This is a genomic window from Deinococcus planocerae (assembly GCF_002869765.1).
GTDB classification, from domain to species: domain Bacteria; phylum Deinococcota; class Deinococci; order Deinococcales; family Deinococcaceae; genus Deinococcus; species Deinococcus planocerae.
In genome coordinates, this window is sequence record NZ_PNOR01000003.1 from 59,869 (window position 1) to 82,036 (window position 22,168).

A 22,168-nucleotide genomic window follows, 5' to 3' on the forward strand; every position below is an offset into this window, starting at 1 on the left:
TGAAAGATTTCTTACATGAAGACTTTTTAACGAATAAAGAGGTCCGTCGCGCCGATCCGAGAACCCCGGGAGCGGAAGCTGCCCCGCCTTCCAGACCCTCCCGGTCGAATGCTCTAGCATGTCGCGGATGTCGCGCCTGGACGATCTTCAACGCTCGCCGCTCTTCCAGAACGTCCCCGGCGACGCCGTGCGGGAGGCCGCCCGGGCGGTTACCGAGCGGACCTTCCGGCCCGGCGGCGTCCTGATCGAGCAAGACGCTCCCGGCGAGGCGCTGCACCTGATCACGCACGGGGTGGTGCGGGTGAGCCGGGTCAGCCTGGGCACCCGCGAGCGCGTGATGGGCGACCTCTACGCGCCCGGGGTGGTGGGCGAGACCGCCGTGCTCTCGCGCCAGGAGCGCAGCGCGACCGTGCGGGCCCTGACCGAGGCGCGCACCCTGATGCTCTACCGCGAGCACTTCGAGCAGATCCTCAGGCGCCACCCGCGCGTGCTGTGGAACCTCGCCGCCCTGCTCGCCGAGCGGGTGACCTTCCTCAACGACGAGCTGATCGCCTTCGGGCAAAACACCGAGGCGGCGCTCGCGCACGTCCTGACCCACCTCCACCGCGTGCGCGTCCGGGCGGGCGTGCCCCACCCGGAAGAGCTGCCGCTCACGACCCACGACATCATGCAGCGCGTGAGCAGCAGCCGCGAGACCGTCGCCCGCGTCCTGAGGCGGCTGGAGGACCGCGGCGTCCTGCGCGCCACCGCCCACGCGGTTACCCTCCTCGACCCCGGCGCCCTGGAGGCCGTCTCCATCGAGGAGGCCGACCCCGTTTGAGGGCGAATGGGTGGCAGAGATGGAGCGGGGCCGCGCGGGGCCCCTCCCCCTGTTTGCCCCCGCTACGCCTCCTTGCGCAGGAGCAGGCTCTTGAGGTAGAGGCTTTCGGGCACGCTCAGCAGGTGGGGGTGGTCGGCGGGCTGGTAGGTCACGGTGACGACCTCGGCGTCGCACCCCGCTTCCCCGGCGGCGACGCGGGCGGCGTCGAGGAGGTCACTCACCCCGATGTAGTGCGCGCAGGTGCTCACGAGGAGGTGCCCGCCGGGCCGCAGCATCCGCAGGACGCGCTCGGCCCCGTCGGTGAAGATGCGCTTGGTGCGCGGCACGTCCTCCTTGCGTTTGGCGAGGGTGGGGGGGTCGAACACCGCCGCGCCGAAGGTCCGCCTCGCGCGCTCCAGGGCCGTCAGGGTCTCCAGCGCGTCTCCCCAGCGCACGCCGACCTCCACCCCGTTCTCGCGGGCCTCGCGCTCCAGCACCCCGAGGGCCTGCTCGTCCCTGTCGAGCGCCACGGGCCGCGCCCCCGCCCGCGCCGCGTGCAGGCTGAAGCCCCCGGTGTACGAGTACACGTCGAGAAACCCCTCGCCGCTCTTGACCAGCGACCGCATCAGGCGGCGGTTGTCGCGCTGATCGAGGAAAAAGCCCGTCTTCTGCGCGTCGAGGGGATGGAAATGCAGCGAGAGGTCGTCTTCAAAAAAGGTCACGCGCCCCGGCACGTCGCCCCAGAGAGGGCCCGCGCGCAGGTCGAGCCCTTCCCGGCGGCGCTCGCCCGTGTCGCTGCGCTCGTAGGCGGAGGCGGCCCCCGTCTCCTCGCGCAGGGCCCGCAGGATCAGGTCGCGGTGGCGCTCCACGCCCGCGTTGCGAAACTGCACCCCCAGCACGTCCCCGAAGCGGTCGGCGATCACGCCGGGCAGCCCGTCGGCCTCGGCGTGCAGCACCCGCAGGGCGTCGGTGCCCTGAATCCGCCCGGCCCGGCGAGCGAGGGCCGCCCGCACCCGCGAGCGGTAGAAGTTGAGGTCGATCTCCTCCCGGGTCCAGGTCAGCATCCGCAGGGGGGTCGCGCCCTCGGGGTTGAAGTACCCGCGCCCGATGACCTTGCCGTCCGGCCCGCGCACGTCCACGACCTGCCCCGGGGTGACCCCCGCGTCCGATGCCTCGATGTCCCCGGCGTGTCCGAAGGGATAGCGGCCCGCTATTCGCCGCACTGCCCCCGGCTTGAGGGTCACGCCCGCCTGTCTGCTCGCCTTCGTCATCCGGGCAGGGTAGCAGGGGCAGGCGGCGCCTTCTGGAATGGGGGGAGGGGACCCGCCCGGCCCCGCCACGCTCTAGACTCCGCCCATGACACGACGCGAAGATGCAGGAAGAAGAATGGGCGGTCGTCTGGGGCCCGCCCTGATCGGGGCCGCGCTCGCCGTCACGTCCTGCGGGGTGATCCCCACGCCCCCCGTCGCCCTCCCCGACGTGACGCTCGACCTCCCGGCGAGCGCGGCGGCGCAGGGCCGCGTGGTCTACTTGCGCCAGGACGCGTTCGCGGGCGCCTCCCTGCCCTCCGCCCTGCAACGGCCCAGCCTCACGGGCACGGCGACCTACCGGGCGAACGGCGGGACCCTGCGGCAGGGGGGCGTCTACGTGCGTTCCAGCCTCGACAACCTGCCGCCGACCTGCACGTCGCTCGTCGTCGTCGTGGTGTGCGAGGCGGCGGGGGAGGCGGCCCAGGCGGTCGGGACCCTCGCGCTCGACCTGGAGGCGAGCACGCGGTTCACCCTCTCCGGCCCGGCCCTCGACGCCGCCGCGCGGGCCGGGAAGGGCTACTTCGGGGTGCGCGCGGTGGAAGGCGAGAGCCTCGCGGGCGAGCAGGTCCGGCTGACCGACCTCCAGGCCCGCGCGAGATTCTGAGGCCCGACCTCACCCCCTTCCAGGGCAGGCGGGTGCGCGTGGTCGTGGACCGCCCGCTGGGGAGCGTCCACCCGCGCTGGCCGGGCCTCGTGTACGAGGTGAACTCCGGCGAGGTGCCGGGAACGGTCGGCGGCGACGGCGAGCCTCTCGACGCCTACCTCCTGGGCTGGGCCGAGCCCGTCCTAGAGGCGCAAGGGGTCGTGATGGCCCTGATCCTGCGTGCGGACGATGCGGAGGACAAACTCGTCGTGGTGCCAGGCGGGGTGACCCTGACGGATGGGGAGATCATGAAGACCGCATCGTTTCAGGAGCGGTATTTCGACTCGCGCGTCGTGCGTTAGCCTTCCCCGCATGACGGCTCCAGACAGACCCGTGACGCTGATCACCGGGGCGACGGGCGGGATCGGGACGGCCCTCGCGCGGGAACTCGCGGGCAGACATGACCTGATCTTGCAGGGGCGGGACCCGGAGCGGCTCGCGTCCCTGGCTGCCGAGGTGGGCGGGGTGAGCCTGCCGCTCGACCTCACCGGCCCGGAGACCTTCGAGGCGGCGCTCTCGGGCGTCGGGCGGGTCACGAACGTCGTCCACAACGCGGGCGTCGTCGAACTGGGCGCGGTCGCCGAACAGGGGCACGCGGTCTGGACGCACACCCTCGCGGTGAACGTGGTCGCCCCCGCCGAGCTGACCCGGCTCCTTCTGCCACGGGTGCGGGCGGAGCGGGGCACGGTCGTCTTCGTGAACAGCGGGGCCGGGTTGCGGGCCAACCCGGAGTGGAGCAGCTACGCGGCAAGCAAGTTCGCCCTCAAGGCCCTCGCCGACGCCCTGCGCGACGAGGAGGCCCGCCACGGCGTGCGGGTCACGACCGTCTATCCGGGCCGCACCGCGACCCCGATGCAGCAGAAGGTGCGGACCCAGGAGGGCGGAGTGTACGACCCCGGCGAATTCATCGACCCGGCCACCGTCGCCTCCACGATCCGCTTTGTGCTGGAGACGCCGCGCGACGCCACCCTGCCCGACGTGAGCGTTCGGCCCGGGCCGCGTTGAGGCCGGGTATGGACACCTTCGACGTGATCGTGGTGGGGGCCGGGGCGGCGGGGGTGAACGCGGCGCTCGTGCTGGGGCGGGCCCGGCGCCGGGTGCTGCTCCTCGACGGCGGCCCGCCCCGCAACGCCCCGGCGGGGGAGGCGCACGGCCTGCTCACGCGCGACGGCATTCGCCCTCTGGACCTCAAGGAGCGGGCGCTCGCCGACCTCGCCCCCTATCCGGTGACGGTGTGCGCGGCGGTGGCGCGGGAGGTGAGGCGTCTGCCGCAGGGCTTCGCGGTGCGGCACGACGGCGGGTGGGCCCTGGGCCGACGCCTGCTCCTCGCCGCCGGGGTGCGGGACGTGTTGCCGCCGGTCGCGGGGCTGCGTGAGCGCTGGGGGCACCTCGTCCACCACTGCCCGTACTGCGACGGCTGGGAGTACCGGGGCCGCCCGCTCGGGGTGCTCGGAAGCGGGGACGCCGGGCACCACCTCGCCCTCAACATTCGCGCGTGGTCGGATCGGGTCACCCTCTTCACCGACGGGCCGGACGGGATGACGGGCGCGCAGCGCCGGGACCTCGCGCGGCTGGGCGTCACCATCGTGAGGGCGCCGCTCGCCCGCCTGACCGGAAAAGACCGGCTGTGCCTCCACCTGCGCCCCCGGGAGGCCCGCCTCCTCGACGCCCTCTTCCTGAGCCCGGAGCAGACGCCGGGAAGCAGCCTGCCTACCTCCCTCGGCTGCGCAATGAACGCCAAGGGCCGGGTGACCGTGGACGAGCGAGGCGAGACCAGCGTGCCGGGCGTCTTCGCGGCGGGCGACCTCGCTGGGGCGCCGCAGTACGTCGTGAACGCCGCCGCGAGCGGTATGACCGCCGCCGTGGGGATCAACACCACCTTGATCCACGAGGAGGTGGAGGCGCTGGGCGCGGCCTTCCACAAAGGCAACAGCCACAAGGGCGGAGCTTGAAGGCCGTCCTCTTCGACCTTGACGGAACCCTGCACGACCGCGCCGCGACCCTGCGAGGCTGGCTCGCCGGGCATGTAGCGCGGTATGGATTGCCGGACGGGTACGCCGAGCGGTTCACGGTCCTCGACGACCTCGGCTACCGCCCCAAGCGCGAGGTGATGCCGCTCCTCGTGCATGAATTTGCCCTGACGCGCGACCCGCAGGTGCTCCTCGACGACTTCTCGGCGCACTCGCTCGCCGCCCCCGTGCCCATGCCCCACGCCCACGATGTGCTGCGCGAGTTGCGGTGGCGCGGCGTCCAGGTCGGCGTCGTGACAAACGGCTGGGTGGAGGCGCAGACCGCCTGCCTGGAGCGCAGCGCCCTCGCCCCCCTCGTGGACGACGTGGTGATCAGTCAGGGAGTGGGCCTGAGCAAACCCGACCCCGCCATCTACACGCTCGCCCTCTCCCGGCTAGGCGTGAGCGCGGCGGACGCCTGGTTCGTCGGCGACTCGCCCCGCAACGACGTGTGGGGACCGCAACAGGTGGGCTTACGCGCGGCCTACCTTCCCACCGGGCACGCGCTGAAGGGGGAGGTACCCGACGCGGTACTGGGCGACCTGCGGGACGTGCTGAGCCTGCCGGGACGGTGAGCCCAGCTCCTCCACAAGCCCCCTGCTACCATGCCCCGCGTGACCGCCGAGCCCCTGCCCGTCTTCGAGGTGCTGCCCGAGTTGCGGGCGGTCCTGGAGCGGCACCCGCTGGTGGTCCTCCAGGCGCCGCCCGGGGCGGGGAAGAGTACCGGCCTGCCGCTCGAACTGCTGCAAGAACCCTGGCTGGCTGGCCGTTCCATCGTGATCCTCCAGCCCCGGCGGGTGGCGGCGCGGGCGGTGGCGGCCCGGCTCGCCGAGGGCCTGGGCGAGGAGGTGGGGGGGGCGGTGGGCTACCGCGTCCGCTTCGAGTCGCGCGTGTCGGGGCGCACCCGCATCGAGGTCGTCACGGAAGGCATCCTCACCCGCCGCCTGCAACACGACCCGGAACTGCACGGCGTCGGCCTCGTCATCCTCGACGAGTTCCACGAGCGGTCGCTGAACGCCGACCTCGCCCTCGCCCTGCTGCGCGAGGTGCAAGGCGCCCTGAGAGACGACCTGCGCGTCCTGGTGATGAGCGCGACCCTCGACCCGGCCCTCCCCGAACGGCTGGACGCGCCCCTGGTGCAGAGCGCGGGACGGGCCTACCCGGTCGAGGTGCGGTATCTGAACGCTGACCCCACGGGCCGGGTGGAGGACACCGTGGCCCGGGCGGTGCGGGAGGCGTTGGCGGCCCATCCCCAGGGGGACATCCTCGCCTTCCTGCCCGGGGTGCGGGAGATTCGCGGGGCACAAGGGGCGTTGTCGGACGTGGGTGCGGTCGTGCTGCCCCTCTACGGCGACCTGCCCCTCGCCGAGCAGCGCCGCGCCCTCGTCCCCGACCCTGCCGGGCGGCGCAAGGTCGTGCTGGCGACCTCCATCGCGGAGACGAGCCTGACGCTGGCGGGCGTGCGGGTGGTGGTGGACGGTGGCCTGAGCCGCACCCAGCGCTTCGACCCCGGCACCGGCCTCACCCGCATGGTGACCGAGCGGGTCACGCGCGACGCCGCCGAGCAGCGGGCGGGAAGGGCGGGACGCACGGCCCCCGGCACCGCCTACCGCCTCTGGAGCGAGCGGACGCACGCCCTGCTCTCCGCCGCCCGCCCGCCCGAAATCCAGGAGGCCGACCTCGCGCCCCTCACCCTCGAACTCGCCGGGTGGGGCGCGCCCGATCCGCAGGCCCTCGCCTGGCTCGACCCGCCGCCGGGGCCCCGTGTGGCCGTCGCCCGTGATCTGCTGCACGACCTCGACGCCCTGGACGACGCGGGCCGCATCACCTCGCGCGGCGCGGCCCTCCTCGAATTGCCCACCCATCCGCGCCTCGCCCACCTCCTGCACGACGGCTCGGCCCTGGGTCTGGGAGCCCTGGCCGCCGATGTGGCCGCGCTGCTCGAGGAACGTGACCCCCTCGGCAGCGGAGCTGGGGCGGACCTCGCGGACCGGGTGGCGGCGCTGCGGGCGTGGCGGCGGGGGGAACGGGGCGGGGGAGAGGCCGCCGTTCTGGAGCGGACCGAGCGACTGTCCCGCCAGTGGCGCTCGGCTCTACGCGTCCGGCCCGACGACACGCCCCCCGACGCCTTCGCGGTGGGGCGGCTGGTGGCCCTCGCCTACCCCGAGCGGGTGGCCCTGGGCCGGGAGGGGGGAGGGGGCCGCTACCTGCTCGCGGGCGGGCAGGGGGCGCGGCTGGCGGAGGGGGACCCGCTCGCGGGCAGCCCCGCCCTCGCCGTCGCCCACCTCGACGCCGTGAGCTGGAGGGGGACGGGGGAGGGCCGCATCCACCTCGCCGCGCCCCTCGACCCCGCCGTGCTGGAGGAGCGGGCGCGGACCCGGGACGTGGTGCGCTGGGACGCCCGCACCGGGACCCTCGTCGCCCAGCGGGAGCGGCACGTCGGCGCCCTCGTGCTGGACGCCCGGCCCCTGCGCGACCTGCCGCACGGGGCGCGGGTGGAGGCCCTCGCCGGGGCCGTCCGCTCGGAGGGTCTGCACCTCCTGAACTGGACCCCGGAGGCCGAGGCCCTGCGTGCCCGAGTCGAGTCCCTGCGCCGCTGGCGGCCCAAGGAGACCGGGTGGCCCGACCTCTCCGATCAGGCGTTGCTCGCCACCCTGGAAGACTGGCTGGGACCTTCCCTGGAAGGCGTCCGCACCCGTGACGACCTGAAGCGGGTGAACCTCGTCCCGGCCCTGAGCGCCCTCCTCCCCTGGCCCCTCTCGCAGAGGCTCGATGAGCTGGCGCCCACCCACCTCACCGTGCCGACGGGCTCGCGTATCCGGCTCACGTACTCCCCCGACGGCAGCCCCCCCGTCCTCGCCGTCAAGTTGCAGGAACTGTTCGGCCTCGCCGAGACGCCGACCGTGAACGGGGGCCGGACACCCGTGCTGCTGCACCTCCTCAGCCCCGCCGGGCGGCCCGTGCAGGTGACGCAGGACCTGAAATCGTTCTGGAATTCCTCGTATTTCGAGGTGCGCAAGGACCTGCGGGGCCGTTACCCCAAGCACCCCTGGCCGGACGACCCGTGGACCCACGCGCCGATGCGCGGGACGAAGCGGCGGGGCGAGTAGGGGCAAGGGAAAACCCGCCCAGGCGCGGGCGGGCCGTCAAAGGAGCGGAGGTCAGAACAGCCGGGCGAGCGCCCCGCCGATCAATGTGATGGCGAGGACGGCGGCCATCACGGCGAGGGTGCGGGTGGGGGTGACGGGGTTCACGCGGCCCGCCCCTGCCCACCCTGCGAGGTGGGGTGGATGCTGCCCAGCGCGGCCTTGAGGTGCTTGTACACCTCGCGCTGGAGTTCGAGGTCCTCGGGCAACTCGTACTTGAGCTGCTCCATCGCCTGCACGATGTGCGCGCCGCCGGGGCTGCGCTCGTGGTCGGGCCGCGCCCACTCGGGCAGCTCGGGCGTGACGGCGGGCTCGCGCCGCGCGTCGTTCCAGTCCACCCACTGCTTGGGCAGGTCGTACAGGTAGCGCCCGATGCCGAACTGCACCGCGCACCGCTTCAGCGCGTCCGAGGAGGCGGCCTTCAGGGTGCCGTACTCGCCCTCGCCCGCCTCGCCGATGTCCTCGCGGGTCACGCCGAGCACGGTCAGGCGGCCCTTGACGGTCGGCGTGGCGGTGCCCGGGATCACCTCGATCTCGAAGGACCACGCATCGGGGCAGATGGCGTCCAGGCGGTCCTGCACGGCGCGGGCGTCCACGTAGGCGAGCAGCAGCGCGCGGCTGCGATCCTTGGTGAAGGACTGGGGTTTCCAGCCCACCAGGTGAGCGGGAAACGGAGCCTGGAGTCGTTTCTGAACATCGCTCAACTTCATGGATTTAGTCTATAACAGAACACAATTACGGTCAAGGCGTAATCATGGGGCGTGAAGTGGGGCTTTGGGTGAAATGAGGAGCGACGGGGGGGCTGCCGCAGATCGTCTGGGAGGCGGTGCGTCCTAGAGCGCCGCACGATTGCCCTCCGCCTCACGCCGTACCATGCCCCGCATGGCCCGCACCGCCACCGTTCACCGCGCGACCAGCGAGACCGACGTGACCGTCGTGCTCGACCTCGACTCCGCTAGCCACGAGCCGCCCGCGACCGGGCACGGCTTCCTCGACCACATGCTCGACGCCCTCGCGCGACACGCCCGGGTGGGCCTGAGCGTGAAGGCGCGGGGGGACCTCCACATCGAGCCGCACCACCTCGTCGAGGACGTGGGGATCACGCTGGGGCAGGCGCTCACGCAGGCGCTCGGCGACCGCCGGGGCATCGAGCGCTACGGCAGCGCCTTCGTGCCGATGGACGAGACGCTCGCCCACGTCGTTCTCGACCTCTCGGGCCGCGCGCACCTCGCCTTCGAGCCGGAGAAACTGGACGTGTGGGGGGACGCGGGCGGCCTGACCCACTACCATCTGCGCGAGTTTCTGCGGGGATTGTGTAACCACGCCGGGGTGACCCTACACGTCCGCCTCCTCGCCGGGCGTGAGGCGCACCACGTCATCGAGGCGGTCGTGAAGGCGTTCGCGCGGGCGCTGCGGGACGCGGTGCGGCTGACCTCGGACGAGTTGGCGAGCACGAAGGGAGTCCTGTGAGCGCCCCTGAGGTTCTCCTCCTCGACTACGGCGCCGGGAATGTCCGCAGCGCCGCGAAAGCATTGGAACGCGCGGGAATGACGGTGCGTGTCTCCGACTCCCCCGCCGACGTGCCCCACGCGCCCGCCCTCGTCGTGCCCGGGCAGGGCCACTTCCGGCAGGTCATGGAGGCGTTCGACCGGGGGGGCTTCCACGGCCCGGTCATGGACGCCGCCCGCGCGGGCACGCCCCTCCTGGGCATCTGCGTGGGGATGCAGATGCTCCTCACCGACTCCGAGGAGGCGCCCGGCACCCCGGGCCTGAACCTCGTCCCCGGCACAGTCCGCAAGTTCGAGGCCGTCCCCGCGCGCAAGGTCCCGCAGATGGGCTGGAACAGCCTCGACCCGGTGGGCGACTCGCCCCTCTTGCGCGGGCTCGCGTGCCCCGCCTATGCCTACTTCGTTCACTCGTACTACGTGCCGCTGGAGGTGGACGTGGCGGCGGGTGCCGTCACCGAGTACGGGGTGCCCTTCTGGGCAGCCTTCAGCCACGGCAATGTCCACGCCACCCAGTTCCACCCGGAAAAGAGCGGGGCGGTGGGCCTCGCCATCCTCGAACGCTTTCGGCGGCACGTGCTGGAGGGTCGGGAGGCTTGAGGTTTTCTTGGAGGGGCATCCGTGCTGGATGACGACGTGGCGTTGAGCCTGAGCCGGGCAGAGGCCCTCGTCCTCTTCGAGTGGCTCGCCCGTTTCGATGAGGCCGGGATCTTCCCCTTCGATCATCCGGCGGAGCAAAAGGCCGTCTGGATGTTTGAGGGCAAACTCGAAAAAGCCCTCACGGAAGTCCTGGCCCCGGAGTATGAACTGATGCTCCGTCAGGCCAGGGAAGACTTGCTCGGGTCAGACGACTCCCTCTGACCTCCCCGGCCCCGGACTCCGGAGTTCCTTCACCGGCTCCGCCCGGTCTGGATTCTCCCCGTCTCCGTCCAACCCCACCCGGTAGACTCGCCCCATGACCAACGTGCTTCCCCCGGGTGTGCTGCCCCTCGACCACGGCCACCTGCAAAAGCTCGCCACCGCCGACCTCGTGCGGCCCGACCACCTGCTCGGGGCGCATCCGGTCACGGAAGACGGGGTGGAGGGCGTGCGGTTCGCGGTGTGGGCGCCGAACGCCCAGCACGTCAGCGTGGTGGGGGACTTCAACGGCTGGAACGGCTTCGACAACGCCATGCAGAGGCTCGACTTCGGCTTCTGGGGCGCGTTCGTGCCCTCGGCGCGGCACGGCCAGCGGTACAAGTTCCGGGTCACGGGCGCGGACGGGCGCACGGTGGACAAGCTGGACCCCTACGGCACCTTTTTCGAGGTGCGGCCCCTCACCGCCAGCATCGTCTGGGACCAGCCCTTCACCTGGACGGACGACACCTGGATGCGGGAGCGCCGGGCCGGGTACGACCGCCCCATCTCCGTGTACGAGGTCCACGTCGAGTCCTGGGCGCGGCGCGACGACGGCTGGTTCCTCAATTACCGCGACCTCGCCCACCGCCTCGCCGAATACGTGACCTACCTCGGCTACACCCACGTCGAGCTGATGGGCGTGATGGAGCACCCCTTCGACGGCTCGTGGGGCTATCAGGTCACCGGCTACTACGCCCCGACGAGCCGGATGGGCAGCCCCGAGGACTTCAAGTACCTCGTCAACCACCTCCACGAGCGCGGAATAGGCGTCTACCTCGACTGGGTGCCCGGCCATTTTCCGACCGACGAGGTGGGCCTGGCGCACTTCGACGGCTCGCCGCTCTTCGAGTATTCGGACCCCCGCAAGGGCTTCCACAACGACTGGAACACCTACATCTTCGACTACGGGCGCAACGAGGTCGTGATGTTCCTGATCGGCTCGGCGCTCAAATGGCTTCAGGACTTCCACATCGACGGGCTGCGGGTGGACGCGGTGGCCTCCATGCTCTACCTCGACTTCTCGCGCACCGAGTGGGTGCCCAACGTCCACGGCGGGCGAGAGAACCTGGAGGCCATCGCCTTTCTCAAGCGGCTGAACGAGGTGACGCACCACATGGCGCCCGGCAGCGTGACCATCGCCGAGGAGAGCACGGCCTTTTCGGGCGTGACCAAGCCGACGCCGGGCGGCCTGGGCTTCGACTACAAGTGGGCGATGGGCTGGATGAACGACACCCTGCGCTACTTCGAGGAAGACCCCCTCTGGCGCAAGTACCACCACCACGCGCTGACCTTCTTCAACGTGTACCGCGCCACCGAGAACTACGTCCTGGCGATCAGCCACGACGAGGTGGTCCACATGAAGAAGTCGATGGTCATGAAGATGCCGGGCGACTGGTACGCCCAGCGCGCGAACTACCGCGCCTTCCTGGCCCTGATGTGGAGCACGCCGGGCAAGAAGCTCCTCTTCATGGGGCAGGAGTTCGCCCAGACGACCGAGTGGAGCCAGGAAGGCCAGCTCCCGTGGCACCTCGCCGACATTCCCGACCACCGCGGGATCATGAACCTCGTGCGGCGGCTCAATGCCCTCTACCGCGAGCGCCCCGATTGGCACGTCGGCGACGTGGGCTCGGAGGGGCAGGTGTGGGTGAGCGGCGACGACGCCGACAACAGCGTGTACGCCTATCTCCGCCGCGATTCCCAGGGGAGTGCGTGGAGCCTCGTCGTCGCCAACCTGACCCCGGTGTACCGCGACCTCTATCCCATCGGCGTGCCGCAGGGGGGCGAGTACCGGGTGCTTCTCTCCACCGACGACGGCGAATACGGCGGCTTCGGCACCCAGCAGCCCGACCTGACGACCAAGGACGAGGGGTGGCACGGTCAGCCCTGCCACCTGCGGCTGAACCTCCCGCCCACCAGCGTGCTCGTGCTCGAATACGCGGGGGAGACGGGTCAGGCCGTGCCCGCGGGGCCCCAGGTCGAGACGCGGACGACGGAGGCGGGCGCCCGGGAGGACGTGGCCGACCCCGAGTTGAAGGAGACGGCCCCGCCCGTGACGCTGCCCACCGGAGACCGTGGGGCCGGGAACAGCGAGGAACGTTGACGCCGCCCGAACGCCCCCGCGTAGACACGCTGACCGCCCTCAGTTTCGCGCTGTTGGCGGTGGTGGCCGTCCTGCTTCTCCTGCCGCTGCTGGGCGGTCCGCTCCCCAGCCCGTACCTCGTGGCCGTGCTCCTCCTGGCGCGGCTGGGGGTGCAGTTCCTGCGCACGCGGCGTGACCCCACCCTCCGGCGCCCGGCGAGCTGGGCCCTCGACCTCATCCTGATTGGGTTGCTGTTCTACGCGGCCTCCAACCAGCCGCCCCGCTGAGCTTCGACAAACCTTCGACGGCGAGCGGCAGAACTCTGGGTGTCGTCCGTCCGGTGGTCTCTCCTGGCCCCCGCGCGCGGCGCCTGGGCGGGCGTGGCTGGTCGGCCTCAGCGGCGTGTTCCTCCCGGGTCTCGGCATCCTGCTGTACCTGAGAAAGACGCGGGTGAAGGCTCTGGCCGCCGTGCTCGGGGCGGGGGTGCTCGTCCTCGTGCTCGCCCGGCTCGCCATCCGCTGGGGGAGGCTTGAGCGCCCGGCACGGGCCGCGCTATGCTCCTCCCATGACCGTCAACGGCGCGTGGTGGTGGCCTGGCTTCGCCTGGGCCTAACCCGCGCCGTTTTCATCGAAGCAGACCGGACGCGCCCAGGTGGACTCCCCTCCACCGGGCGCGTTTTCTGTTGCCCAGCCACGCGACGGTACAGCACCCGACGACACAGCACCCAGCGACCCAGCCCAGGAGCCCCATGACCCAGCCCACGCCGCACCCCGCTCCAACTCCCAAGGCCCCCGCCGCCATCGCCGTCCAAGAGCTGAACGCCGACCTCGACACACCCGTTACCGCCTATCTCAAGGTCGCGCGGGGGCACGCGGTGAGCTTCCTGCTCGAAAGTGTGGAGGCGGGCGAGCGGCTGGGCCGCTACTCCTTCATCGGCGTGGGCGAATCGGGCCGCTTGACCTTCCGCGCCGGGCGGGTGACGGCGACGGGCACCTTCGGGAGCTTCGACGGGCCCGAGCCCGACCCCCTCGCCCGGCTGTACCACGCGACGACCCGCCCGGTCGCCCTGCCGCCCGGCCTGCCCGCCTTCGTCGGCGGGGCCGTTGGATACGCCGCCTACGACCTCATCCGCGCTTATGAACGCCTCCCCGACGCCAACCCCGACGAGCTGGACGTTCCCGACGCGCTCTTCATCGTGCCGGAGGGCATGGTCGTCTACGACCACCTCAAACACCGACTGATCGCCGTCGCCACCGCCGACACCCAGGAGCGGGCGGACGCGACGGTCGAGGACCTGACCACCCGGCTGCGCGGCCCTCTCCCTGAAGAAGTGCCCGGACGCGAGCCCACCCCCGCGCCCCACTTCGTGAGCAACTTCACGCCGCGGGGCTACATGGACGCCGTGGAGCGCAGCCTGGAGTACATCCGCGCCGGGGACGTCTTCCAGGTCGTGCCCTCGCAGCGCTTCAGCGCCGACCTCACCACGCACCCCTTCGCCCTGTACCGCGCCCTGCGGCGGGTCAATCCCAGCCCCTACCTCGGCTACCTCGCCCTGGGGGACGTGACCCTCGTCGCATCCAGCCCCGAGAGCCTGCTGCGGAGCGACGGGCATACGGTGATCACCCGCCCCATCGCCGGGACCCGCCCGCGCGGCTCGGACCCCGAGACCGACGACGCCCTCGCCGCCGAACTCCTCGCCGACGAGAAGGAGCGGGCCGAGCACCTGATGCTCGTGGACCTGGGCCGCAACGACCTCGGGCGGGTGAGCGGGTACGGGACGGTGCGGGTGCGCGACGCCTTTTCGGTCGAGCGTTACAGCCACGTGATGCACATCGTCTCTACGGTGACGGGCGAGCTGCGGGAAGGGCAGACGCCCCTGCACGCCCTCGCCTCCGTCCTGCCGATGGGCACGGTTTCCGGCGCCCCCAAGATTCGCGCGATGGAGATCATCGACGAACTCGAACCCGTCCGCCGCGGCCCCTACGGCGGCGCCTTCGGCTACATCGCCTTCGACGGCAGCCTCGACATGGCCCTGACCCTGCGGACGATGGTCATCGCTCACGGGAGGGTCCACATCCAGGCGGGGGCGGGCATCGTGGCGGACAGCGACCCGGCGAGCGAGGAGCTGGAGACGCGGAACAAGGCGGCGGCCTTGATGCGGGCGGTGGAGATGGCCGCAGGTGGCCTGTAAGTGGGAAGTGGTCAGTGGTGAGTGGGGAAGGTGGGCAGGGGCCGGGCAGCGTTCGGGACTTACGGATTTGGCAGGAAGGAATGGACGTGGTGGAACATGCCCATCGGTTGACGGCGCAGTGGCCGAAGGTGGAAGTTTACGGTTTGACCTCACGAGCCCGCAGGGCCGCCGTTTCTATCCCTGCCAATATCGCCGAAGGCGTGGGCCGAGGATCGCCCGCAGAACTGGTCCGCTTCTGTCGCATCGCGCTTGGTTCCGCCTACGAACTTCATACCTTGATAGAGCTGAGCATACGGCTCCAGTTGACACCTGTTTCCACCGCTCCCACACTTCTCGACACCCTGAACATCCTCACCAAGCGCCTCAACCGCTTCATCCAATATCAGGAGGCCAAGAGATGATCCCCGACGACCCACTGACCACTTCCCACTTCCCACTCACCGTCCTCCTCATCGACAACTACGACTCCTTCACCTACAACCTCGTCCAATACCTCGGCGAGTTGGGCTGCGACCTCATCGTCTGGCGCAACGATCAGTTCACCCTCGACGACGTGCGGGGATTGAACCCCGACGCCATCGTCGTCTCTCCCGGTCCCTGCACGCCGCTCGAAGCGGGGATGAGCGTGCAGGTCGTCCGCGAACTGGGGCCCGAGTTCCCCACGCTCGGCGTCTGCCTGGGCCACCAGAGCATTGGCGAGGCCTTCGGGGCGCGGGTGGGGCGGGCCCTCCAACCCGTCCACGGCAAGACGAGCCCCGTGCGGCACGACGGCTCGGGCCTCTTCGCGGGGATCGAGGGCGACGTGCGCGTGACCCGTTACCACTCCCTCGTGGTGCGCGACCTGCCGCCCGAACTCGTGCCCGTCGCGTGGACGAGCGACCCCGGCGAGGAGGTGCTGATGGCCCTGCGCCACCGCGACTACCCCGTCTTCGGTGTCCAGTTCCACCCCGAATCCATCGCCACCGAGGACGGTAAGACGATGCTGGGCAACTTCCTGAACGTGGTCCGCGAGCACCGGGTGCAGAAGGAGCCCGCGTGATGCACGCCCGCCTGATGAACGGCGAAATCCTGACCCAACCCGAGGCCGCCGCCTTCATGCGTGAGGTCATGGACGGCGACGTGAGCGGCGTGCGCCTCGCGGCGGCCCTGGCAGCCCTGCGGGTGCGGGGCGAGACGCCCCAGGAGATCGCGGGCTTCGCCCAGGCCATGCGCGAACACGCGGTGCGGGTCGAGGTCGAGCCGCGCGACGTGCTTCTCGACGTGGTGGGGACGGGCGGCGACGGGGCGCACACCTTCAACATCTCCACGACGACCGCCTTCGTGGTGGCGGCGGCGGGCGTGTCGGTCGCCAAGCACGGCAACCGCGCCGCGAGCAGCCGGGCGGGCAGCGCCGACGTGCTCGAATCCCTCGGCGTGAACCTCGACGCCCCCCCCGAGGTGGTGGCGGAGGGCATCAACCGTCTCGGCATCGGCTTCATGTTCGCGCGCAACTACCACCCGGCGTTGCGGCACGCCGCCCCCGTCCGCGCCGACCTCGCCGCCCGCACGGTCTTCAACATCCTGGGGCCGCTCTCCAACCCCGCCGGGGCCACCCACCTCGTCGTGGGCGTGTTCAAACCGGACCTGACCCGCACGCTGGCCGAGGTGTTGCGCCTGCTGGGAGCACGTGGGGCGACGGTCGTCCACGGCAGCGGCCTTGACGAGTTCACCGTCTGCGGCGAGAACACCGTCACGGGCCTGCGTGACGGCGAGGTGATCGACCGTACCCTGCATCCCGAGGAGGCGGGCGTCGGCCTGCACCCCCGCGAGGCCATCGTGGGCGGCACCCCCGCCGAGAACGCCGAGATCACCCGCGCCCTGCTGACGGGCGGCGGCACCCCCGCCCAGCGCGACATCGTGGCGCTCAACGTCGGGGCGGCCCTGCGAACGGCGGAGCGGGTGGGAAGCATCCGCGAGGGGGTCGAGCAGGCCCGCGCGGTCATGGCGAGCGGGGCGGCTTGGGAGTTGCTGGAGCGGTACGCGGCGCACACGCGGCGGACGGGTTGAGTCCAGGAGGGCTGTAGGCCAGTGTCGAATGGTGACCATTTGATCCCTAAGAACGGCTAGATGGCGACCCGATGCTTAATTTTCCCAGATTTGCAATTCCTTAAGTCGTATCGTGACGGCGGTACGGCGAGAGGAGCGCATTTGCGTGTGGGACGAGGTTCTTGAATGGTTACACGTTGAAAACCTGAAGTATTTGCGAGGGGTAGTGAGCCTATCTTTCTTGACCCTAGGCATCACCTTCGCTGCCCATCGGCGTTTCCGCTCCAGGCCGAGTGCCGTTTTCCTGACGGTTGCCCTGTATGTCACGCTTGCGGTGGTGTGGCTCGTGCCCCTTCAATTCGCCATCGAGGGCGATTGGTTTGCGGCTGCCGTTGTATCCATTGGTGTGGTATGGCTTGTCCGGTCGTTGCTCGACGGGTTGGCTGCCGAGCTTTGAGAGGAACAGTCGCTCCCCTCTCACCTCGGCGGCAACAAGACCTTCCCCTCTAGCGGCGAACTCAGCACGATGCTCGTGTCGCAGGTGAAGCCCATCCCGATCAGGTCGCCCAGCATCGTCTCCAGCGCCCCCACGTCGGGCACGGCCACCTTGAGGATGCAGGAGTTGTCCCCGGTCACGCTGTGGCACTCCAGCACGCCGTCGTGCTTTTTCGCCCACCGCACGAGCGCCGGGTCGTTGCGCCCCGAGTCCTGCACCCCGATGAAGGCCGTGATCGTTCGCCCCAGGGGCCTACTCGCTACCCGCACCCCGTACCCCAGGATCACGCCCGCGTCCTCCAGCCGCCGCACCCGCTCGGTGACCGCCGGGGCCGAGAGCCCCACCCGCCGCCCCAGTTCCCTCATGCTCAGCCGCGAGTCGGTCTGGAGTTCTTCGAGGATGCGGTGATCGAGGGGGTCGAGGTGGCCGCCGTGCTGCTTCATGGGGGCATCTTATCAATTGGAAGGTGGTGAATGGCGTTTGACAGCCGACGTGGCGCTCCGGCGTGTCACCTGAATGGGCGGCGCGCCTTCCAAAAGCCCCCGCCAAGCCCAACAATGAACGCGAAGAGATCACATTTCATTCCAGCTCAGGAGGACCCCATGACCCGTGTAACGACACTGCACCCGCAGGCGACCGTCCGGTCCCAGCAGATGCTGCCCCGCAACCACCGCGCCCCGAAGTGGGAGGGCGTGCCCGACGAGCAGTGGTACGACTGGAAGTGGCAGCTCAAGAACCGCATCAACTCCGTCGAGGAACTCGAAGAGGTCATCCGCCTCACCGAGTCTGAGCGGGCCGGGGCGAGTGCCAAGGGCATCTTCCGCCTCGACATCACCCCGTACTTCGCCTCGCTGATGGACCCCGAGGACCCCACCTGCCCGGTGCGGCGGCAAGTGATCCCTACCCACCACGAACTGGAGCCCTTCACGGCGATGATGGAGGACTCGCTCGCCGAGGACAAGCACAGCCCCGTACCCGGCCTCGTCCACCGCTATCCCGACCGGGTGCTGATGCTGGTGACGACCCAGTGCGCCTCGTACTGCCGCTACTGCACCCGCTCGCGCATCGTGGGCGACCCTAGCGAGACCTTCAATCCCGCCGAGTACGAGGCGCAGCTCAACTATCTGCGCAACACGCCCCAGGTGCGCGACGTGCTGCTCTCGGGCGGTGATCCCCTGACCCTCGCCCCGAAGGTGCTGGGCCGCCTGCTCTCCGAACTGCGCAAGATCGAGCACATCGAGATCATCCGTATCGGCACGCGCGTCCCGGTCTTCATGCCCATGCGCGTGACCCAGGAACTGTGCGACGTGCTCGCCGAGAATCACCCGCTGTGGATGAACATCCACGTCAACCACCCCAAGGAGATCACGCCGGAGGTGGCGGAGGCGTGTGACCGTCTCACTCGGGCTGGTGTGCCCCTCGGTAACCAGAGCGTCCTCCTGCGCGGCGTGAACGATCACCCGGTCATCATGCAGAAGCTCCTGCGCGAACTCGTCAAGATTCGGGTGCGGCCCTACTACATCTACCAGTGCGACCTCGTGCATGGGGCGGGGCACCTGCGGACCACGGTGAGCAAGGGCCTGGAGATCATGGAGAGCCTGCGCGGGCACACGAGCGGCTACTCGGTGCCGACCTACGTGGTGGATGCGCCCGGCGGCGGCGGCAAGATTCCGGTCGCGCCCAATTACGTCCTGTCTCACTCCCCCGAAAAGTTGATCCTGCGCAACTTCGAGGGCTACATCGCCGCCTACTCCGAGCCGACCGACTACACCGGCCCCGACATGGCCGTTCCCGACGACTGGCAGCGCCGCGAGCCCGGCCAGAGCGGCATCTACGGCCTGATGGAGGGCGAGCGCATCTCCATCGAGCCCAAGGAGTTCAGCGAGAGTCGCAATCGCCCGGGCGCTACTGTCCACCGCCTCAATAGCCGCGAGGACAAGTGGGCGGCGTACGGGGTGGGGAGTGCGACCGTGACCGACACGGCGCCGGACGGGATGTCGCAGGTGGCGGAGACGGTGAGCGGGGATTGAGCTGCGTAAAACCCCTCAGTCAGCTTCGCTGACAGCTCCCCTCAAGGGGAGCCAGGGTGACACCTTGCCTCCCCTTGAGGGGAGGTGGCCCGTAGGGCCGGAGGGGTTACACGCGACGCCATCGCCCAAGTCCCTCCCTATTCACGCAATTTATTCAGGAGTCCCCATGACCACCCTCCCCAAACCCCGCCAACCCCTCCTCCGCACCGCCCTCCCCGGCCCCAAGACCGCCGAGATCATGGCGCGCGACCAACAGCACCTCTCCACCTCCTACATGCGGCCCTATCCCTTCGTGCCGGACCACGGCGAGGGCGTGTGGCTGACCGACGTGGACGGCAACACCATGCTCGACTTCTTCGCGGGCATCGCGGTGAGCACGACCGGGCACGCCCACCCGCATGTGGTGAAGGCCGTGGGGGAGCAGATGACGCGGTTTACCCACGTCTGCCTCACCGACTACCCGCAGGAGATCACGACGAGCCTCGCCGAGCGGCTGGTCGCCCACATCGAGCGTCCCGGCGAGAAGTGGCGCGTATTCTTCGGTAACTCCGGCGCGGAGGCAGTCGAGGCGGCGGTGAAGCTCGCGCGGAATCACACCGGGCGCACGCACATCATCTCCACGCTGGGCTCCTTCCACGGGCGGACCTACGGCGCGATCACCCTGACGGGCTCCAAGACGAAGTACAAGCGCGGCTTCGGCCCGCTGCTGCCCAACGTCTCGCACGTGCCGTATCCCAATCCCTTCCGTCCACCGCTGGGCAGCACGTCGGAGACCTGCGGGCAGGCGGTTCTCGACCACATCGAACTGCTGTTCCAGACGGTCATTCCCGCCGACGAGGTGGCCGCCTTCATCATCGAGCCCATGCAGGGCGAGGGGGGGTACATCGTGCCGCCCGCAGACTTCCTGCCGCAACTCCGCGAGTTGTGCGACCGACACGGCATCCTCCTGATCTTCGACGAGGTGCAGGCGGGGATGGGGCGCACGGGGAAGATGTTCTCGTTCCAGCATTTCGACGTGCAGCCCGACATCGTGACGCTGGCGAAGGGCATCGCCTCGGGTCTGCCCATCAGCGCGATGCTCGCCCGGGAGTCGGTCATGACCTGGCCCGTCGGCTCGCACGGCTCCACCTTCGGCGGCAACCCGGTCGCGGCGGCGGCGGCGCACGCCACCCTCGACCTGCTCGAAGGCGTGGAGAAGCACCCCGGCTGCGGCGAGAGCCTGATGGAGAACGCCCGCGAGGTCGGCACGTACATCCTGGCCGAGCTGCGGAAGATGCAGTCGGACTTCCCCTTCCTGGGCGACGTGCGCGGTGAGGGCCTGTTCATCGGCTTGGAGTTCGTGGGGCCGGACGGGAGCCCCGACGGGAAACTGCGTGACCGCGCCAGCCTGGAGGTGTTTCGCCGCGGCCTCCTGAACCTCGACTGCGGTGAGGCCGTCATCCGCATCAGCCCGCCGCTGATCCTGACGCGCGAGGAGGCCGCGACCGGGTTACAGATCATGCGGGAGGCGCTGGCGGCGTTGTAGGTCGGGACAGGGGTCAGGGTGGGCCGTGATGTGCAAAACTTCACGGTCCACCTTCCACAGTTCACACTCCTCCGGGCGTGTTACGCTGTGATCAGAAAGGAGGCCGACGTTGACCGTCACCATCGACGATCCGACCAAGACCGGGTACGCCGCCGAGGTGGTGGCGAACGCCTTCCTCGACCTCGCGCGGGCGGAGGGACGGACCCTCACGCAGATGCAGGTTCACAAACTGGTGTACATCGCGCACGGGTGGACGCTGGCGCTGCTGGGGCGGCCCCTGATCTACAACACGGTCCACGCGTGGCAACGCGGCCCGGTCGTCCGCCGGTTGTGGGACCACTGGGGGGGCCGGGGCCGCACGCCCATCGCCGAGCCACTCGACGTGTCGCCGGGCGAACCCGACCTCAGCCGGGACCCCGCCGCGCTGGAGGTGATCCGCAGCGTGTGGATGACCTACGGGCAGATGGACGGCGAGGAACTCTCGCGGCTGACGCACCTCCAGGGCACCCCCTGGATGCAGGTGTTCGGGAGCCGGAACGACCTGATTCCCAACGAGGTCACCCGCGAGTACTACACGGCGCTCTCCCGCAGCGCCTGAGCGGGAGCGCATGACCGAGCCCCGGCCCGACCCGCTTGTTCCCCCCGCTACCCCCATCAGCTCCATCCAGATGAGCGCGATCCAGGCCCGGGTGGAGGGCGGCCTGGAGAGCGAGCGCCGCCAGCGGGCCGACGAGGACTACCTCCGGCAGCGGCAGGCCTTATCGCTGAGCGAGGCCCGGGCCCAGCAGCGGTGGCGCGGCTGGGCGGGTTTTGCGGTCTTTACCCTGGCGACCCTCTGGCTCGTCGCCGACGTGATCCTGACCGTCGCGGTCGGGTGGGGCACCCTGCTGGGCCGCCCCTTCCGGCTGGAGGCGGGGGTGATCATCGCCTTTCTGACGACGAGCACGGCGACCGTGATCGGCCTGTTCCTCGTCTTCCTGCGCTGGCTCTACCCGCAGGAACCGGAGCGGGTGGTCCCGACGCCGGACCCTAGGACGCGCTGACGCCGGTCTGCGCCCGCTCCTCCAGCACGCGCAGCACGTCGGCGGCGTGGGTGGCCGGGTTCACGCCTCGCCAGTGGTGGGCGACCTTGCCCCCTGGGTCGATCAGGAACGTCTCGCGCGCCGCCAGGCCGAGCAGCCCGCCCAGCCCGCCGATCACCCCGTAGGCGCGGCTGACGCTGCGGTCGCCGTCGGGGATCAGGGGGAACGACAGCGAGCAGGAGTCGCGGAAGTTCGCCTGCCGGGCCTCGGTGTCGGTGCTCACGCCGACGACCTGCGCGTTCAGGCGCTCAAACTCGGGGAGGGCCGCCTCGAAGCGCCGGGCCTCGATCGAGCAGCCGGGGGTGTTCGCGCGGGGGTAGAAGTACAAGACCACCCAGGACCCGCGCAACTCGGCGAGCCGGACGGGGCGCCCGTCGTCGCTGCGCGCGTCGAAGCTGGGGGCGGGTTGACCGACAGAGGGACTCATGG

The 22,168-nt window shown here is 70.5% G+C and carries 25 protein-coding genes; 21 read left to right on the forward strand and 4 right to left on the reverse strand.

Annotated features, from left to right (window positions below):
- The first annotated feature begins 127 nt into the window (after positions 1-127).
- Positions 128-820: a Crp/Fnr family transcriptional regulator gene (locus A7B18_RS02245; RefSeq protein ID WP_102125043.1), complete on the forward strand. Its 693-nt coding sequence runs from the start codon at positions 128-130 to the stop codon at positions 818-820.
- A 62-nt stretch (positions 821-882) separates the two neighbouring features.
- Here the strand turns inward: A7B18_RS02245 and A7B18_RS02250 are convergent, their stop codons facing one another.
- On the reverse strand, positions 883-2,070 hold the full coding sequence (locus tag A7B18_RS02250; RefSeq protein WP_180969985.1) for a class I SAM-dependent rRNA methyltransferase: 1,188 nt from the start codon (positions 2,068-2,070) through the stop codon (positions 883-885).
- Positions 2,071-2,155: 85 nt separating this feature from the next.
- Here A7B18_RS02250 and A7B18_RS02255 point away from each other — a divergent pair, with 85 nt between their 5' ends.
- Genes A7B18_RS02255 through hrpB form a run of 6 tightly spaced genes read left to right on the forward strand, consistent with a single transcriptional unit; the run spans position 2,156 to position 7,871 of the window.
- A complete protein-coding gene (locus tag A7B18_RS02255; protein WP_245872707.1) occupies positions 2,156-2,713 on the forward strand; it encodes a hypothetical protein in 558 nt (185 codons plus the stop codon).
- Positions 2,714-2,751: 38 nt separating this feature from the next.
- Positions 2,752-3,054 carry an inorganic diphosphatase gene (locus tag A7B18_RS02260; RefSeq protein ID WP_245872708.1) on the forward strand — a complete coding sequence of 101 codons (303 nt, stop codon included), beginning with the start codon at positions 2,752-2,754 and terminating at the stop codon, positions 3,052-3,054.
- 10 nt (positions 3,055-3,064) lie between these two features.
- Positions 3,065-3,757, forward strand: a complete 693-nt coding sequence (locus tag A7B18_RS02265) for an SDR family oxidoreductase (RefSeq protein WP_102125045.1) — start codon at positions 3,065-3,067, stop codon at positions 3,755-3,757.
- An 8-nt stretch (positions 3,758-3,765) separates the two neighbouring features.
- Positions 3,766-4,704, forward strand: a complete 939-nt coding sequence (locus A7B18_RS02270) for an NAD(P)/FAD-dependent oxidoreductase (protein ID WP_102125046.1) — start codon at positions 3,766-3,768, stop codon at positions 4,702-4,704.
- Complete coding sequence (locus A7B18_RS02275; RefSeq protein WP_102125047.1) at positions 4,701-5,336, forward strand: HAD family hydrolase; 636 nt, start codon at positions 4,701-4,703, stop codon at positions 5,334-5,336. Before A7B18_RS02270 ends, A7B18_RS02275 begins: the two co-directional genes overlap by 4 nt.
- Positions 5,337-5,366: 30 nt before the next feature.
- A complete protein-coding gene (hrpB, locus tag A7B18_RS02280; protein ID WP_102125048.1) occupies positions 5,367-7,871 on the forward strand; it encodes an ATP-dependent helicase HrpB in 2,505 nt (834 codons plus the stop codon).
- 140 nt (positions 7,872-8,011) lie between these two features.
- Here hrpB and ddrA read toward each other — a convergent pair whose 3' ends face one another.
- A complete protein-coding gene (gene ddrA, locus A7B18_RS02285) occupies positions 8,012-8,617 on the reverse strand; it encodes a single-stranded DNA-binding protein DdrA (RefSeq protein WP_102125049.1) in 606 nt (201 codons plus the stop codon).
- Between the two features lie 172 nt (positions 8,618-8,789).
- On the opposite strand from ddrA, the gene hisB reads away from it, so the two are divergent.
- The 10 genes from hisB (at position 8,790) to A7B18_RS02340 (ending at position 17,063) form a co-directional block, all read left to right on the forward strand.
- Positions 8,790-9,377, forward strand: coding sequence for an imidazoleglycerol-phosphate dehydratase HisB (hisB, locus tag A7B18_RS02290; protein WP_102125050.1), 588 nt, complete (start codon positions 8,790-8,792; stop codon positions 9,375-9,377).
- Positions 9,374-10,012, forward strand: coding sequence for an imidazole glycerol phosphate synthase subunit HisH (gene hisH, locus A7B18_RS02295; RefSeq protein ID WP_102125051.1), 639 nt, complete (start codon positions 9,374-9,376; stop codon positions 10,010-10,012). Before hisB ends, hisH begins: the two co-directional genes overlap by 4 nt.
- 21 nt (positions 10,013-10,033) lie before the next feature.
- Positions 10,034-10,273, forward strand: a complete 240-nt coding sequence (locus A7B18_RS02300; RefSeq protein WP_102125052.1) for a hypothetical protein — start codon at positions 10,034-10,036, stop codon at positions 10,271-10,273.
- Positions 10,274-10,367: 94 nt separating this feature from the next.
- Positions 10,368-12,410, forward strand: coding sequence for a 1,4-alpha-glucan branching enzyme (locus A7B18_RS02305; RefSeq protein ID WP_102125053.1), 2,043 nt, complete (start codon positions 10,368-10,370; stop codon positions 12,408-12,410).
- Positions 12,407-12,676: a hypothetical protein gene (locus A7B18_RS02310; protein WP_102125054.1), complete on the forward strand. Its 270-nt coding sequence runs from the start codon at positions 12,407-12,409 to the stop codon at positions 12,674-12,676. Before A7B18_RS02305 ends, A7B18_RS02310 begins: the two co-directional genes overlap by 4 nt.
- Before the next feature lie 462 nt (positions 12,677-13,138).
- On the forward strand, positions 13,139-14,581 hold the full coding sequence (gene trpE / locus A7B18_RS02320) for an anthranilate synthase component I (protein ID WP_102125055.1): 1,443 nt from the start codon (positions 13,139-13,141) through the stop codon (positions 14,579-14,581).
- Between the two features lie 17 nt (positions 14,582-14,598).
- Positions 14,599-14,982, forward strand: a complete 384-nt coding sequence (locus tag A7B18_RS02325; RefSeq protein WP_281260134.1) for a four helix bundle protein — start codon at positions 14,599-14,601, stop codon at positions 14,980-14,982.
- On the forward strand, positions 14,979-15,620 hold the full coding sequence (locus tag A7B18_RS02330) for an anthranilate synthase component II (RefSeq protein ID WP_102125057.1): 642 nt from the start codon (positions 14,979-14,981) through the stop codon (positions 15,618-15,620). Before A7B18_RS02325 ends, A7B18_RS02330 begins: the two co-directional genes overlap by 4 nt.
- On the forward strand, positions 15,620-16,627 hold the full coding sequence (trpD, locus tag A7B18_RS02335) for an anthranilate phosphoribosyltransferase (RefSeq protein ID WP_102125058.1): 1,008 nt from the start codon (positions 15,620-15,622) through the stop codon (positions 16,625-16,627). The genes A7B18_RS02330 and trpD overlap by 1 nt, the downstream gene beginning before the upstream one ends.
- 145 nt (positions 16,628-16,772) lie before the next feature.
- A complete protein-coding gene (locus A7B18_RS02340; RefSeq protein ID WP_146009431.1) occupies positions 16,773-17,063 on the forward strand; it encodes a hypothetical protein in 291 nt (96 codons plus the stop codon).
- A gap of 20 nt (positions 17,064-17,083) precedes the next feature.
- On the opposite strand, the gene A7B18_RS02345 is transcribed toward A7B18_RS02340, so the two are convergent.
- Positions 17,084-17,545 (reverse strand): Lrp/AsnC family transcriptional regulator, encoded by a 462-nt coding sequence (locus A7B18_RS02345; RefSeq protein ID WP_102125060.1) that lies wholly within the window; start codon positions 17,543-17,545, stop codon positions 17,084-17,086.
- A 159-nt stretch (positions 17,546-17,704) separates the two neighbouring features.
- Here A7B18_RS02345 and kamA point away from each other — a divergent pair, with 159 nt between their 5' ends.
- From kamA to A7B18_RS22395, 4 genes are all read left to right on the forward strand, one after another.
- On the forward strand, positions 17,705-19,132 hold the full coding sequence (gene kamA, locus A7B18_RS02350; RefSeq protein ID WP_102125061.1) for a lysine 2,3-aminomutase: 1,428 nt from the start codon (positions 17,705-17,707) through the stop codon (positions 19,130-19,132).
- A 166-nt stretch (positions 19,133-19,298) separates the two neighbouring features.
- Entirely contained in the window at positions 19,299-20,657 is a 1,359-nt protein-coding gene (locus tag A7B18_RS02355) for an acetyl ornithine aminotransferase family protein (protein ID WP_102125062.1), read from the forward strand.
- Between the two features lie 109 nt (positions 20,658-20,766).
- Positions 20,767-21,255 (forward strand): Panacea domain-containing protein, encoded by a 489-nt coding sequence (locus A7B18_RS02360; RefSeq protein ID WP_102125063.1) that lies wholly within the window; start codon positions 20,767-20,769, stop codon positions 21,253-21,255.
- 10 nt (positions 21,256-21,265) lie between these two features.
- Positions 21,266-21,700 carry a hypothetical protein gene (locus A7B18_RS22395; protein ID WP_245872710.1) on the forward strand — a complete coding sequence of 145 codons (435 nt, stop codon included), beginning with the start codon at positions 21,266-21,268 and terminating at the stop codon, positions 21,698-21,700.
- Here A7B18_RS22395 and A7B18_RS02370 read toward each other — a convergent pair.
- On the reverse strand, positions 21,687-22,166 hold the full coding sequence (locus A7B18_RS02370; protein ID WP_102125064.1) for a peroxiredoxin: 480 nt from the start codon (positions 22,164-22,166) through the stop codon (positions 21,687-21,689). The genes A7B18_RS22395 and A7B18_RS02370 overlap by 14 nt on opposite strands.
- Positions 22,167-22,168 lie beyond the last annotated feature (2 nt).